The sequence below is a fragment of the Algoriphagus confluentis genome (assembly GCF_036245625.1).
Taxonomy (GTDB): domain Bacteria; phylum Bacteroidota; class Bacteroidia; order Cytophagales; family Cyclobacteriaceae; genus Algoriphagus; species Algoriphagus confluentis.
This window is the reverse complement of record NZ_BTPD01000006.1, coordinates 211123-225984: the sequence shown is the minus strand read 5'-3', so window position 1 is coordinate 225984 and position 14862 is coordinate 211123. Positions and strand designations below refer to the sequence as shown.

The following is a 14862-nucleotide window of genomic DNA, read 5'->3' as shown; positions in this document are numbered from 1 at the left end:
AGCGTACGCCCCCTCTCCTATTTAACCCCATTACCTTGGAAAAAAAGCTAAAAATAGGGATTCTTACCAAATCCCTTCCGGACTTGGATCCATGGGAACTTTCGCTTTTCGATCAACTCTTAGATCTGGATTTTCTTGAAGTTGCCCTTTTGATTGTGGATGGTCGGGTACCTGCGGAAGATGCTGCACCCAAGTCCGGGTTGGGAAGACTTTGGCCGGGCAATTTCTTATGGAAATGGCAAAAATCTTTGGAGAAAAAGCTGTTTAAAGCTTTCGACCCTGACCCCAGTCGAGTAAAAGCTCTGTTTGAAAAGACTCCAAAGATCTCCATGCATCCGATCAGGAAGGGCTTTGTGGATTATTTCGAAGAAAAGGAATGTGCACAGCTGGAGCCTTTTGGCTTGGATTTGATCCTTAGGCATGAGTTCAATATCATCAAAGGTGCCCTTCTTCAGGTACCCAAGTATGGCATCTGGAGTCTCCATCATGGAGACAATGATGTGAATCGAGGCGGACCTGCGGGATTTTGGGAAATTGTAGAAAATCATGAAGTGATCGGAGTTACCCTGCAAAAGTTAACCCCGGAATTGGATGGAGGCAAAATCATCGAAAAAGCTTACTACAATATCCACTGGTCTTTCACCAAAAATCAACAGTTTGTCCAGTTTTCATCCATACAACTGGTTCTAAAAAACCTGAGGAAAGTAATCCACGGCAAATTTGCCCTGCAGGACTCCCTGACTTACAGCTATCCGCTCTACCGTTCTCCCGGACTAAAGCCTACCCTCCTCTACCTGCTGAAATTTTACAGGGAGTTTTCTTCGATTCTTTTTTACCGGATGTTTGAATCCAAGGGAGAAAACCTTTGGAAGGTCTATCTAGGCAAGGGGGATTTTATCCAAGCCCCGCTGTTCAGAGCCAAAGAAATCCCGCAACCTGAGGGTGAATTCTGGGCAGATCCTTTTGTATTTGAAAAAGATGGGGTGAGGTATTTGTTCTTTGAGCGTTTTTTCTACGACAAAAAGAAGGCCTGTATCAGTGTGGGAATATTGGACAAAGGAAAAGTGACCGGGATAACCGACATTATTGATGACGGGGCTCATCGGTCCTATCCGAATGTGTTTGAGGATGAAGGGGAGATATATATGATTCCGGAATCCTGTGCCAATACCCGATTGGAGGTGTATAAGGCGACTGACTTCCCTTACCAATGGGAGCTTTACTCCACCGCATTCGAGGGAGAGGAAGTAGCGGATGTCAACTTCTTAAGGGATCAGGATGGAATAGCCTGGATTTTCTTCAGCAAGGGGTTTTGGTTTGATCTCAACTCTGACCTCTACCTCTACCAAATTGACTCGCTGAAAATGAATCGATTGATCCCACATCTCCAAAATCCCGTGATCATCGATGCACGAAGTGCGAGAAATGGAGGAAAAATCTATCAGAGAAACGGGGAGTATTTCAGACCCAGCCAAAGGAATGTGTATGGAAAGTATGGCTTTGGGGTCAATATCAACAAAATCCTTGAGCTCAATCTGGAAAACTACCGGGAGGAACGCATAGTCACTGCCACCCCGACTTTTTTTCCAAAACTGACAGGATTTCATCACGTGGACAATCACGGGGACTTCTATGTGATCGATGCAGCCACCAGAAAAAAATAAAGAGGGATAAACCCTCTTCAAATTGGAAAAATCAGGAATTTAATTTTTCAGAATCAAGCCAGATCATATTTAGCTATTCGAGACTCTCAAATAAGCTTTCGTAGCGGTCTGCAATAGCTTCCGGATTGACAGCTTCCCAAAGTCTATTGCTTGGACTAGGGGAATCAATCTCAGGAAATTTTCGGATAAGGGTCTCGAGCCCTCTTTCAATTTCCTCTTGATTGGTATTATCCATCAAATAAAAACCGGGTTCACCCTCGAGATAAGATGCGGTAACTCCAATTTTCGGTGCTACGGCAATGATTGGCTTTCTCAAGGAAGCATAGTCCGATAATTTGCTCAGCATGAGAATTCCCTTTGGGTATTGGGCTTCCAAAAGTAGGAGGTAGTCATAATCAACCAACTTTTTGACCATTTCGGAATAACCTAAGGGAGTTTGGATAATTATTTTCTCCTTCAACCCCAGTTGGTCAAGCTTTTCTCTAAGTTGATCTTGGACGATGCCGAAAACATGAAACTCGAAATCGAGTCCTCTTTGGGCAATGTTGTGAAAAGCAGCAAGTAACAAATCCAAGTTGATATTGGATAGCATGTTACCGGCATGGGCAATTTTTACCACCTTTCCCTTTGAATAGTCGAGGGTAAATTGGGGTTTAAAACCTATATGAGGAATAATTTCGACCCTACTCTGAAGACCTTTGAGATTGGTGAGGAGAAAATGCTCCATCAACTCCTGAGATGGAAAGGTGTTGACATTGGCAGATTGGAATACTTTTCGGGAAATACGCTTCATCAACCAAGCCTGAAACCTAGAAACCTGATGACCTAGTGGTCGGATATCATCGGTTGGGTCATTCCAATTTGAAATAAGAGGGATTTTCCAAGCAGACGCCAACTTCTCACCCAGCAAATGGGGAAAAAGGGAGGGCATTCGGGACAGGATCAGATCAAATGGCTTCTCCTGATGTAGTTTTGCGGCTAGTTTTTCAGCTTGTAGTCCCCATCGAATTCCCTCGACGGGATAGCCATACCGCAGGAGGCCTTGTAGGGTTTGAAGGAGAAGTGCCAGCTTATTGACTTCATTTTGGGCCGGGTAATGGGTTTGACTTTGGATTGGGAGCCATGATTCTGACCAGGAATGAGCATAGGCAATGGTAGCCGACCTGGAAATCACCTGCACATCGTGTCCTCTGGACTTCAAGGCCAATACCAACTTGGCGTTGACGATTCCTTCTGAAAATTCGAAAGGAGGAAAGGCAGTGGTTAACAGCAGGATTCTCTTATTTTTCATGGTATAAGCCCAATACTCTCAGGGACTTTCTCAATGGTCTGATCAGGAATAAAGGAAGAGACGGGAATTCTTCCAGGATTTCAGGCTCCAAGCGATGGGACCTTTGCGGATCGGAAGCTTCCAAGCCTTCCCGAATGACAGCAAGGTACTCATTCATCATGGCCTGCAGGGAAAACCTTTCCAGGATGGTTTGCCTGGCATTTTCGCTCAGGGATGAGTGGCTTTCAGGCTGCTCCAGTACTTCGATAATTTGAGCTGCCAGCTCGGTGACCCGTGCCGGCTCGGCCATAAATCCATTTTTCCCATGGGCGATGATGTCATCAGTCTGCCCTTCCAGTCTGTAGGCAAAAGCTATCAGACCATTGAGCATGGCCTCTTTCAATACCAAAGCGCCGCTTTCGAATTTGGAAGGAAAAAGCAAGTATTTGTATTGAGCCAAGGTAGGATTGACCTGTTCGAGTGGCAGTTCTCCCTTCAGGGAGATGGTTTTCTCCAAACCATACTCCTTGATTTTTTGCCTGAGGGGTTCCTCGTGTGTACCCGAGCCAAACACATCCAGCTGGACTAGGGGAAGTCTGGGTAGGATCAGGCGGATGATTTCCGGCAGATCCATCACTCCTTTTTCAAAGTCGTTCAAACGACCCAAATAAATGAATCGATCCTTTTTTTGGCTAAAAACCACCTGATCGGCTGAGGTATCCAAGCAATTGGGAATTACGTGAAGTTTTTCGGGTTTGACCCCGTATTCTTTGTTTAATCTTTGGGCCAAAATCGGGTTGACGCAGATAATCTTTTGAATCTGGCTGCCATTGAAAGAGGCATTGCGCAGCATGGACTCCAGGTTGCCATGGATGATAGGAAATACCCGGGAGCTTTTTGGAAGGAATCCCAGGATGCTATGGGCATATTGCACATCATTCAAAAAGATCAGCGGATAAGCTTTGATTTGGGACAGCATCCTAAGGGCGTGCTTCTTTTTGCTTTCCCAGGGTCTTGGCAAAATCCGGTGTACGCGCAGGCCCATGGATTTGAACTTGTCACTCCATTCCCCCTTGGCCATGATTTCATAGACCACAGGCTCGTAACCCTGGCTTTCCAGTCCTTTGTACAGGTTTAGGATCACGCGCTCTACACCCCCTATTTTCAGGGCATAGGTAAGGATAGCTACTTTCAACTTCTTTGCAGGTTTAAGACTGATTTTCGGTAATAGGTCTTGTAAATGAAAAAGAGCAGCCCCAAATAGCACAAAAATGCAATTAAACGGGCCATAATCAATCCCATGGAAGAATAGGACAACAAGGCAAAGGTGAATCCGATAAAGGTGATGCTCCAGACCAGAAACACCAGGAGACTGGTCCACAGCCTACCTGTGGCGACCAGCACATTGTTCAGGACAATGGCTAAGGACTGAGGAATCAGGGTAAATACCGACACAAAAATCAGGAGACCGACCCCGGCATATTCTGCCCCGTATATTTTGGCGATATCCTCCCCAAAAATGAGGAAGATGATACTGATGGGAATAAAAATTCCCAGAATGGTCCAGGAGGCATTTTTTACGATTTGGTTCACCTTTCTGATTTCTCCTCTGGCCCAGAGGTCCGAAAAAATCGGTAAAAAGCTACTTACCAGAATGTAGGTGATAAATATGAGTACATTAAACCACTGATTGGCTACGTTAAAATCAGCCAAATCATCGTATCCTCCCTGCTTGTTGGTTGCCAAAAGGGACATGGTGTACCAATTGGTCGGAAATATCAATAAGCCCGAGAGCAGGGAAGGAAGGCTGTAGTTGAAGAGGATTTTGGACTCCTGGAGGGCACCTTTGAATAGGACCTGCAGGCTGGAGCGGTAGAGCAGCTTTCGCACCAGATAGAACGTGGCCAGATAGGTAATCAGGGGCTCCACCGTCATTCCCAAAACTGCCCCATTGAATCCATACCCATAAGTCAATCCGATTTTGACCAAGGTCAGGGAAATCCCCAGGACTATTCCCAGAAATGAATTTTCCTTAAAAGCTTCCAGGCCATTGATGACCCCATATTGAGCTCCATTCAAGGAGCCAAAGAGCATTCCTGTGGCCATCAAACGGAGACTGCCTTCCAAGTGGGGCGCTTCCAGGGAAGTGGTTGCCAGGTAGCCCGCAGAAGCCTGAAGCACCAGAAAAATCAAAAATCCCAGGGCTGCCGAAAACAGGAAGGACAAACCGATAATTCTTCCAGCCCTGGGTTTGTTATTGGACCGGTATTCGGCGATGTGCTTGGTTGCCGTTTGGGAAATGCTGAAGGTGGTAAACATCCCAAACATGGCGATGGTGCTGTTGAGCATACCGAATTCCCCATAGGCCTCTTTTCCGATCAGTCGGATGATGATGACTGTACCGACAAATGAAATTCCTTTGCTGAAAAAATTGAGTATGGCATTCCAAAAAGATCCCCGAAGGATTCGTCTAAAAATCTCGGAAGAAGACGCTTTGGTCAATAACGCATAAATCTTGGGATAGCGCTGAAACTTATTGATCCACTTATCCATCATTTACTGAACTACAAAAGGGGTGAGTACTCGGTGAAAGGGGAAATCTAAACATAATGGATCATGCCTTTTTTTGGCAAGCTATAGCTTGGATTGGGAAAGGGAGAAGGAGAAGAAGCCAGGGTAATTTGCACTACGTACAGCATGATGGTGCATTTTAAGAGAAGTACCAAAAAAATAGGAAAATTTATGTTTCAGCCGCTATGCCCATCCGTTCAGGAAGAGGCTGAGAATTTGGAAATCAGCAAATGCATCAAAAACTTTGGACTGGAGACAAATGTTCTTTTCCAAAGCCTTCGGGGTTCTTGAATCAGCCGGGGAAACCATTCCAAGCCTAGGTCGATCCAGAATTTGCCCGGTCTTTTGATGTTTCCTGAATAAAAGTCGAATACGGCACCTATGGAGCAAATTACATCCACATCCAGGAAACTTTTATTTTGGTGAACCCATTTTTCCTGCTTGGGAGCAGTCATGCCCACGAAGAGAATGTTGGGCTTGATGTCATTGATTATTTTATGGATGAGTTGATTGTCCTCTTTGTCAAGAACAGGCTTGAATGGAGGGCTAAAACTATAAAAATCAATGTTTGGAAACTCTCTTTGCAGTCGGTTTTGAATTTTCGTCAAGGTGCTGCCTGTAGATCCCAGGTAGAATACTTTTCCTTTCTCCTTATCCAGAAGATTCAAAAAATGCATGTGCAGGTCATAGCCTGAAATTTTCCGGATTTTTGCCCCATACATAAAGCGGGTAGCCCACACAATACCCACTCCGTCGGGAATCAGGATATCCGAAGAAGTCAGCGCACTTTTAAATTCATCATCTTCCTCAGCGATACAATAAGAATGAGGATTGATCGTATTGATAATATACTTTTTCCCTACTTCGATAGAGGAGGGTAACTGGGTATGAATAATGTAATCTTTGAACTTGATTTCCATTACGTGGGTTTACTGCAGGTTAGGAGGTAATTTTTTTCATCATGTTCAGAAACTCTCCTTCAAACTTTTCAAGAGTAAATTTAGTCGTAAAATCCATTTTTGCGGAATTCCCGAGCAAAGATCTCAATTCTTGGTCATTAAGCAATTTTTGTATTGCAAGAGACAATTTATAAGGGTTTTTTGCCTCAACCAATAGCCCATTTCTTTCATTTTCGATTAGGGAAGGAATTCCTCCTTCCGTGGTGGTAATAATCGGCAAGCCAAAGGACATGGCCTCCAAAATCACTAAGGGGAGACATTCTTTCTTATAGTAGGTAGGAAATACGAAAATATCTGAAGATTGGATGATACTTAGTTTCTCCATTCCGTATTTTTTCCCTAGATAATGCACATTTTCTGATAGACGAAGGTCTTTTATTTTCTGATACAGTGCCGCCTCGGAAATATCACCTTCTCCTCCGACAAGGATACAAGTAAACACCGCTCCCTTTTCTTTCAGCAGATTTACCGCGTCCAGTAAATCATAAACTCCTTTTTCCTTCAGCAAGTTTGAAAGAAAAAGTACCTGCAAAGGTTCTTTTTCTGTTTTCTCAGACCGGGAATACCCCGGATTTGGAATTCCGTTTGGGCAATAATAAACCTCTTCTTTTTTTACATACTTCTGTACATCCGAGAAGAGTTCTTTAGCCAAAAGTATCACTTTTGTCTTCTTAAAAAAGATTTTGTACAGCCAATTATCCAGGGTTTTGTTTTGGTAATCGGAGATGCCTTTGTTGTGATAATGGACGATCAATTGTCGGGAAAAAAGCTTGCAAGCCATGGCCAAAGGCCAGTCCTTGTAAAATCCGACTCCGGCGGCAGTAGGAGTCATGTAAGTGAAATCAGGGCGGGTGGTCAACAATACTTTTACTACCTTACCAAGCAAGGCTGCCATCTTTACTACCTTCTTCAGTCCATTTTTGCCAATCTCATCTACCGTGGTAGAGGTATTCAGATTGATGTAGGTGATTTGGAAAGATTCATTGATCAATCGACTTTCTTTGATGTACTGCCCCATCATCGAGGCACCATGGACAGGAGGCGGGATAGATAGTAAAAAAAGTGCTTTTTGCATTGATTTTCCGTTCCGGGTGGCAAAGGTAGATCAATAAAACCGCTTCACCTAATTCCGGCAAATGATTAATCCAAGTCCAAGATCAATCCCTATGCGCCCAACCTGCATACTTAGGGCTGTTCCTATGAAAATTGACGGGAATATATACCCATTTTACCCGGCAGGTCCTTTTTTGAAGGGACAGGGTCAGGGATGTGAGCGCGTGTGGCATGCCCCTCATTTCTTGAAATCCCTAATCACTTCCTCGTAGTAGGAAAGAAATTTGGGAACGATTTTTTTGTCGGAGAAACTATGGACTACCTGATCTATGGCGTTCTTGGAAATTTGCAATTTTGTTTCCAAAGGCAGATTTACCACTTCCTCTATTTTTTCTGCGAGAGCTGATGGGTTTTTGGGATTAACCAAAAAGCCGGATTTTCCCTCTTCAATGATTTCACTCATTCCCCCTTCCCTACTTCCGATCACCAAGGCGCCCGAATACATCGCTTCCAAGGCCACCAAACCCATGGCTTCCCAGTGGGAAGGGAAAACAGCCACGCTATGCGACTCATACACATTGGCTAACTCTTTTTTTCCAATATGCCCCAAGAAAGTACACCAAGTTTCCTCCTCCAGCTCTTTCTGAATCCTCAAGCCATAATTGCCCAATTTGCCGGCAATGGTCAGGGAGAGGTTCATCCCTTTGTTCAATAAGATTCTACAGGCCTCTATCAGATCCCCCACACCTTTTTCGTAAGAGACTGTGCCTACGAAGAGAATTTTCATGGTGGAAAGGGATTGCTCCTTCCGATCAAAATGCCAGTTGTTGAGATGGATGGGATTGTAGAGAACCTTGATTTTCTGCTTGGGAATCAAAAAGTATTTGGAAGTCCACTCTTTCAAGCTCAAGGAGCAGGAGGTGATGTATTCGGCATGAGCCAGGACTTTCTTCTCAAAATATCCGGTGAAAAAATTGGGAATCAAGCCGGGCTTGAACTGGAAAACCCCACCTGTACTCCGGTCCAGCAAACTGGAGGTATGGAGACGATACACGACCGGGAAATCGAATTTTCTAAAAAAGGCAGATTCTGCGCCGAATTCAGAAACCTCCACTATATCCACATTTTTCAGTTTAAGTACTTCCTTCAGGACTTTGAGCCGATAGGAAAAAAATCTGAAAAAGATGCGGAATTTCTTGAAAGTAAGGAAGCCGGATTCCACTTGGGGAATCACAAAATCCCCCCCGGAGAGATTGATCTTGGTGAAGTTGTCCTTCTTTTCCACGGACTCCTCCCGGGTATCGTCAGAAGCTGTAATTAAGGTGACTTGATGTCCTTCTTCCAGGATCAGGGTAATCAAATCGTAGAGGTAGGTAGCGATACCTCCTCCCCTTTTTGAGTCATGATATTCCCTGGAAACAAATACTATATGCATGCCTTAGATTCAGTCAATTTAGCTCTTGGAGAGAGCGAGAATTCCACTTGCAATTCTGTTGGCTACTTTTTGGGGGGAATATTCCGCCTCGATGGCTTTGGAAGCCGCCCCCATCCTATCCAAATTCTGTTCATGAAAATAGGCAAGCATTTCGGTAATGGAACTTTTGTCCAAAGAATCAAAGACTTTTCCGTTTACCCCATCCTGTACCAGTTCGGGATAGCAGCCATTGTAAAGCGTGGTCGCCACAGGTAAGCCGCAAGCCATCGCTTCCGGCACCACCAAGCTCCAATTATCTTCTAAGGTAGGCATTACAAAAACATCTGCCGAAGCGTAATAAAGGTGAATTTGGTCGTAATCCACAAGACCTTGGATATGAATGGAAGAAATATTGGAGTAATGGCTTCTGACCACATCCATCAATTCTCCATCCCCAATCAGGGTCAGGATATCTTCAGGGAAGGTCTGGGTATGCAGCACCCATGCTTCACACAATTCCAATAGGCCTTTTCTATGGATAAACTGACCGACAAAAAGAAAATTCAATCCTTGGCCAGGCTCTTTTTTGTCTGCCTTGGCAATCTGATGGACTCTTTCTGAAAGCGTAGCACTGTCTGCAGACATGCATCCTTTGATGATGGGCCTGCTTCCCGAATTGATTTCAGCCTCGAGGTAAGCCGAGGTCAGGCTTCCATTGGCCAAGTAGCCGGTGACAAAATTATTGACCAGGATTCTGTATTTTTTTCTCCAAAAGGGACAGTTTCTCTCCGTGTGGTGGGTCCGCTCGTAGGCGATCCAAAAGGGGATGCTGAAAAGCTTGGCATAAAGGGTGGCTGTAGGTGTCCACTGAAAAAACCCTTCTGCGATAATGATATCCGGTTTGATTTTTTTCATGGCCCTAAAGAGGCCTTTTTGGTAGGGAATCTGAAGACCTTCATTGGAAAACTCCCCCTGCTTTCCCAGTTTGAGGTATTTTTCTCCCTGTAGGCCATGTGCATTGGGTCCTAATGCCTTTTCCACTTTGGAAATGACCCGCTCCGGGATTCTATTCTTGGAAAACAAAACATGAAAATCTCCTTCCAATTTGGAATTTAACTCCTGATAAAGTGGAACTCGGTAATCTAAAAAAGAAGGATTGACCCAAAGAACTTTCATTTAAGCGGGTTGATAGATTTTAGAAATAATTTTTTTTGAAAAAGCGACAGGCAGAATGGATATCCCTAAAAGAACAATCAATTTGAATCTTTCCCCTGAGTAAGGGTAAGCCTGGAGAAACTTCTTCCTTGCGTTGGCGTTTTTCCCCACTTCCAGTAACAGAATTCCTTTACTTTTCAGCCATCTTCCCAAGTATCGGCTGTAGCCTACTTTTCCTACCCGCTGTGCCATGGGCAAGAGCTCCAACATTTCTTTGCCCACCGGGTCATGGTCTGTCTCCCGGATGGAGGTGACGCCCTGATTGGCCACATGGAAAATATACTTCCCTAAAGGCCTTGTGGAATAGGCCAATTGATGGCGAAGCATCAAGCGAGTCCAAGTGATTAAATCCTCGCCCGATTTGATTCCCACCGGAAATCCACCCACTTCCCTGAGGGCCTGTTTTTGCATGGCAATGGCGGAGGAGTTGATCGGGGGATGGGATGCGGCTGCTACTTCAAAGTAGTTTTCTACCACGCCTTGGCTTTCTTTGAACCGGATATGGTTTAGAATGGCCAATTCTGTCCTGCCGGAGGGATAATAAAAGGTATAGGATGTGGCCAATACTTTTTCATTTGGAAACAGTCTATTGAGAAGTCTGATCTCCTTCAAAAACTCCTCATCCCATTGGTCATCAGCATCCAGAAAGGTGACCCATTCGTAGGAAGCCTCCTCCACACCTCTGTTTCGGGCTGCAGAGACCCCTTGATTGGGTTGGGAAATCAATTTGACCAAGGGATGGTTTAGACTTAGAACCATCTCCTTGGAGGAGTCGCTGCTGCCGTCATCCACGACAATGATTTCATCGGGACGTTCCAGCTGATTGAACACCGATTCCAAGGTATGAATGATGGTACTCTCCTTGTTAAAAAGTGGAATGATCAAAGAAATCTTCATCTTTATAAATAGGCTAATCCCCTTCGGCTAACTGAATAAGTGATTCCAATCATTGCGAAAAAATAATTGGGGAAGAAAATGGTGTATTTGAGAATATTATCTGAATACATGAAGAACAAGAATCCCACAAACAAGGTCAGCGTAGAGCCAATCATGATGGAAAAGAGGGGAATGTTGTCCTGAAGGTAGACTTTCAACAATTGAAAAAAAGTGGAAGCGAATCCCCCTAACAGGCACAATAGACCCAACCATCCGTAATTGTACCTAACGGAAAGGTAATCGTTGTGCGCTTCGGCATTATCTTCTCCGGCTAATTCGCTCAAGACCGCATTATCAGACCTGGGGCCGTTGCCGAAGATTGGATTTTTTTCCAGACCCGGTTCCAAACCTACCTGCCAGGCTGTTCTTCCATTGGTATTGAGTCCACTATTGCTTTCATAATAGTTCAGGGAGAGGTCGCTGATTTCTCCTTTACCATCGTAAAATGTCTTTTTCTGGAAGGACTCAGAAGTAAATACAATAGCAAAAAGTACCGCCCCCAAAAAGGCATAGGGAATTTTGGAGGATATACTTCGATTGGAAAAATGAACGACGAAAGAGGTCACAAATACCAAAATTGCCATTCGGGTCACCGACAGGAAGGGCATTAAAAAGAGAATCAGAAAAATAATCAAGTATTTCTTTTGCTGAAGCACATAGTATGCCCCCAAAGACAAGGTTGCCATCACATACAACAGCATAGGGGTGGACGCCATATGAGGAGAATACCCTGTCAGGGCCTTGTAGACAGCAAAAACCAAGAATACTACAATAATCAATCTGGCAAACTGCTGGAATGCCCAAAAGAGCTTAGGCCAGGAGTAAGTAAAGGAAGAAGCCACTATCCCAACCAGGATTGGTAATACGTACTGAATGGTCAGCTGCAATCCAATGACAGAGAAGTCTACCGAGAGCGCCAAAATCAAATAAATCACCCAGAAAATCCAATTGACCAAGGGGAATAAAGGCCGGTCAGTCATGTTGAAAATCAGGTAGATCATCATCATGAGGCAGATAATCCAAGCAATTCCGGTCCAGTTGAATCCAAAAAACAAACCCGGTAGCACCGGAATGATGGAGTTCATGTAGGGCAGGAAGGAACAAAAGAAAAGCGTATTGAAAAAAACCTTGAAATTCTTGTCGGGAATTTCGGTTCGTATACTAAAGAATGTAATAATCTGTTCCATTACTGATTAAAAACTAAAGATCCAGCTTGCCTGATCGTTATTTTTTCCTTTCGACAAATTCACTTGGGCACCGATCTATGCCAATCCAAATCTTCTGCTTTCTTCCTTGGAGTCAGTGCTTGTAGCATCCATCCATTTTTGATCCTGGACCAGCAAAGAAAGCCAATCCGGAATTTTTTCGCAAGGTACTAGAATTTGATGATTCCCTCAGAGTAAGCGGTAGAGCTTGGCAATATTTTGTTGAAAAGAGTGGAAGCCAAACTTTTCTTTGACGGAAATTTTCCCTTTTTGGCCCAATGAAATTCTCAAATCAGGATTTTCCAAAAGGCATTCCATCGCTTGGGCTAATTTCTCTACCTGCTCCACAGGGAATAACATACCTGTTTCTCCCTGCTGAATCACTTCCAGCAGCCCGAAGGATTCGGAAGCGATGACCGGTTTACCCAGGTACATGGCTTCAGCAGCAAACAATCCGAATGCTTCGAATCTGGAAGGAACCACCACCAAGTCCAGCTGAGCGGTTTGGTAAATTACCTCTGAGGGATTCAATTTTCCTTTGAAATGCACTTGGTTTTTCAGCCCAAAATCAGCTACCATTTTTTTCAATCGGGCTTCCTCCTCGCCTTCCCCATAAATCACCAACTCTGCCTGAAGCTTTTTCTTTTCATCCATCAGCTGAAATGCCCGAATGAGGATGTCTATACCTTTTACATAGTTGAGTCTGGATACTGTTCCGATTCTAAATGGCCTAACCGTCGAAATGGGTTGATCCGGTCGACTGGACAGCTGCTGATCCATCCAATCCGTGTCGAGGGTATTGTAAACTGTGCAATGAGCCGGGATTTTTTCTGCATGAAAGTTGGAATCCATCAATTGGACAGAGCCAAACCAGGACTTCTCTGTGCTCTTGGACACAGCCAGGAAAGAATCACAAAACCTGGCGGCCGTTTTCAGGATAAGTCCCGCAAATCGTCCATGAGACTTGGTTTTGGGCTGATGCACTGTGGCCAATACCTTTTTGATTTTGGCCAATCGGGCAGCTAAGATGGGTAAGGCTCCCGGAGCCACATACTGCACATGAAAAATATCGAAAGCGTATTTTTTGAGTTCTTTGGAAAGAGAATTGATAAACCGGAAAGGAGGAATCCCTCTAGTCCACTTTAAGAGGACCACTTCAGCCCCCAAGTCCTCCAACTTGTTTACAATCCAAGGATCATATTCGAAATAACAAACCACGGTAAGCCCGTAGCCCTCTTGAATGAGGGCATTTACCAGGTGGACCGTCTGGATTTCCGTACCTCCAATCAAGAGGCAAGGGATGCCAATGCCCACTTTTTTTCGGCTCCTAGACAAGTTCATTTAAATGGAATGAGAGAATCTGGGTCTGATTTTTTCGTGTAAAAAATTCCGGATCGGTGGAAAGATGATTGGGCCATGTTCCGGATCGGAAGGCCTCCACACTGGTGTAGATATACTTTTTCAGTTCTTCCACGGAATCCACCGTTGTACCAAACCCTTGGGAATCAATCAAATCCTGAAGTTCGGAACCATCTCCGGGAATGCAGAGAACAGGTTTTTTGACTCCGGTATATTCAAAGAATTTGGTGGTCATGACTCCATGGCGCTCTTTGTTGGTTATCAGCAAAAGAGCCTGGCTTTCATTCATTATTCGGGGTACTTCCAAGGTGGCCACCCGAGGATGGAAAGCAATGAATTTTTTGTTTTTCTCCGTGAGGTGTTTTTCCAATTTACTTTTTTCCACCCCATAGAAATTGACCTGAAGGTCTTCCGGACTGAGCTGGGATTCACTTCCTATTTCATCCAAAGCTTGGAAAAGCAATTTTGGATTATGATACCACTCGCTCAGGATTCTTCCCAGGTATGAAATCCTAAAGCAGGAGTCATTTGGCTTCAAATTGAAGGGAAAGAAAAGCTCGTGATCGTATCCGTTGTAGATGACAGCAGTCTTGATCCCGAATTTTTGCTGGAGGACTTTTTGATGAAACAGGGACACGGTAGTAATCAAGTCTGCTTGGTTGGCGGTTCTATTTCGCTTTCTCAGCATTCTCCTTCGGTGAATATTTTCCTGCAGCGACCTTTTTTCGAAAATTTCCTGCTCAAAGATATCTCTGAAATCGACCACAAATCGACATTTCAAAGATTTGGCCAGGATATGCCCTAAGGTAATGCCCCATTGATCGGGAGCAGAGGACAGAATTACATCGAATTTTTCCCTTTGAATCAGGTCCATTCCTATGGGCAGGGCTTGATCCAAAAAACCAGGAGGTGAGGAATATTCAGGGGAAAAGAAGTCCCGTATTTTGGTTTTGAAGCTTCTTTTTGCCAAATACTCCTGTTCATTGGGACTCTGAATCCGGATAATTTTCTTCTCCAAGAAATCAGGAAGCGTCACCTGAAGCCCGGAATTGGTTACTTCATCCGCTGCAGGAATAATCCGAGTCAAAACCCAAACTTCCCAACCCAAGTGCGTCAGGTATTTCGCAAACATGGTGGTACGAACACCACCTACGAATGCTTGAGGGGCGAAGGAGGGAGAAATAATTAATACTTTAGCCAAAACTTTTCTTAAACT

12 protein-coding genes are annotated in these 14862 nt (G+C 44.3%); 1 reads left to right on the top strand and 11 read right to left on the bottom strand.

The genetic code is table 11. The features are described 5' to 3' along the window. Positions 1-35: 35 nt before the first annotated feature. Positions 36-1664 carry a glucosamine inositolphosphorylceramide transferase family protein gene (locus AAA943_RS10835; RefSeq protein ID WP_338224264.1) on the top strand — a complete coding sequence of 543 codons (1629 nt, stop codon included), beginning with the start codon at positions 36-38 and terminating at the stop codon, positions 1662-1664. A 73-nt stretch (positions 1665-1737) separates the two neighbouring features. Here the strand turns inward: AAA943_RS10835 and AAA943_RS10830 are convergent, their stop codons facing one another. From AAA943_RS10830 to AAA943_RS10780, 11 genes are all read right to left on the bottom strand, one after another. After that, positions 1738-2955, bottom strand: coding sequence for a glycosyltransferase family protein (locus AAA943_RS10830; RefSeq protein ID WP_338224263.1), 1218 nt, complete (start codon positions 2953-2955; stop codon positions 1738-1740). Then, positions 2945-4129 (bottom strand): glycosyltransferase family 4 protein, encoded by a 1185-nt coding sequence (locus AAA943_RS10825; RefSeq protein WP_338224262.1) that lies wholly within the window; start codon positions 4127-4129, stop codon positions 2945-2947. The genes AAA943_RS10830 and AAA943_RS10825 overlap by 11 nt, the downstream gene beginning before the upstream one ends. After that, positions 4126-5487: an oligosaccharide flippase family protein gene (locus AAA943_RS10820; RefSeq protein ID WP_338224261.1), complete on the bottom strand. Its 1362-nt coding sequence runs from the start codon at positions 5485-5487 to the stop codon at positions 4126-4128. The genes AAA943_RS10825 and AAA943_RS10820 overlap by 4 nt, the downstream gene beginning before the upstream one ends. A 215-nt stretch (positions 5488-5702) precedes the next feature. Then, a complete protein-coding gene (locus AAA943_RS10815; RefSeq protein ID WP_338224260.1) occupies positions 5703-6425 on the bottom strand; it encodes a WecB/TagA/CpsF family glycosyltransferase in 723 nt (240 codons plus the stop codon). Between the two features lie 19 nt (positions 6426-6444). Further along, entirely contained in the window at positions 6445-7539 is a 1095-nt protein-coding gene (locus tag AAA943_RS10810) for a glycosyltransferase family 4 protein (protein ID WP_338224259.1), read from the bottom strand. Positions 7540-7755: 216 nt separating this feature from the next. After that, positions 7756-8952 carry a glycosyltransferase family 4 protein gene (locus AAA943_RS10805; RefSeq protein ID WP_338224258.1) on the bottom strand — a complete coding sequence of 399 codons (1197 nt, stop codon included), beginning with the start codon at positions 8950-8952 and terminating at the stop codon, positions 7756-7758. 18 nt (positions 8953-8970) lie between these two features. Then, positions 8971-10107 (bottom strand): glycosyltransferase family 4 protein, encoded by a 1137-nt coding sequence (locus AAA943_RS10800; RefSeq protein ID WP_338224257.1) that lies wholly within the window; start codon positions 10105-10107, stop codon positions 8971-8973. After that, positions 10108-11043 carry a glycosyltransferase family 2 protein gene (locus tag AAA943_RS10795; RefSeq protein ID WP_338224256.1) on the bottom strand — a complete coding sequence of 312 codons (936 nt, stop codon included), beginning with the start codon at positions 11041-11043 and terminating at the stop codon, positions 10108-10110. A gap of 2 nt (positions 11044-11045) precedes the next feature. Next, positions 11046-12167: an O-antigen ligase family protein gene (locus tag AAA943_RS10790; protein ID WP_338224255.1), complete on the bottom strand. Its 1122-nt coding sequence runs from the start codon at positions 12165-12167 to the stop codon at positions 11046-11048. Between the two features lie 309 nt (positions 12168-12476). Further along, positions 12477-13628 carry a glycosyltransferase family 4 protein gene (locus tag AAA943_RS10785; protein ID WP_338224254.1) on the bottom strand — a complete coding sequence of 384 codons (1152 nt, stop codon included), beginning with the start codon at positions 13626-13628 and terminating at the stop codon, positions 12477-12479. Then, a complete protein-coding gene (locus AAA943_RS10780) occupies positions 13615-14847 on the bottom strand; it encodes a glycosyltransferase (RefSeq protein ID WP_338224253.1) in 1233 nt (410 codons plus the stop codon). Before AAA943_RS10780 ends, AAA943_RS10785 begins: the two co-directional genes overlap by 14 nt. Positions 14848-14862: the final 15 nt, after the last annotated feature.

Coding starts and splice junctions, on each gene's coding strand:
- AAA943_RS10830 (WP_338224263.1), bottom strand. CDS start 2,955: ATGAAAAATAAGAGAATCCTGCTGTTAACCACTGCCTTTCCTCCTTTC.
- AAA943_RS10820 (WP_338224261.1), bottom strand. CDS start 5,487: ATGGATAAGTGGATCAATAAGTTTCAGCGCTATCCCAAGATTTATGCG.
- AAA943_RS10815 (WP_338224260.1), bottom strand. CDS start 6,425: ATGGAAATCAAGTTCAAAGATTACATTATTCATACCCAGTTACCCTCC.
- AAA943_RS10810 (WP_338224259.1), bottom strand. CDS start 7,539: ATGCAAAAAGCACTTTTTTTACTATCTATCCCGCCTCCTGTCCATGGT.
- AAA943_RS10805 (WP_338224258.1), bottom strand. CDS start 8,952: ATGCATATAGTATTTGTTTCCAGGGAATATCATGACTCAAAAAGGGGA.
- AAA943_RS10800 (WP_338224257.1), bottom strand. CDS start 10,107: ATGAAAGTTCTTTGGGTCAATCCTTCTTTTTTAGATTACCGAGTTCCA.
- AAA943_RS10795 (WP_338224256.1), bottom strand. CDS start 11,043: ATGAAGATTTCTTTGATCATTCCACTTTTTAACAAGGAGAGTACCATC.
- AAA943_RS10790 (WP_338224255.1), bottom strand. CDS start 12,167: ATGAACTCCATCATTCCGGTGCTACCGGGTTTGTTTTTTGGATTCAAC.
- AAA943_RS10785 (WP_338224254.1), bottom strand. CDS start 13,628: ATGAACTTGTCTAGGAGCCGAAAAAAAGTGGGCATTGGCATCCCTTGC.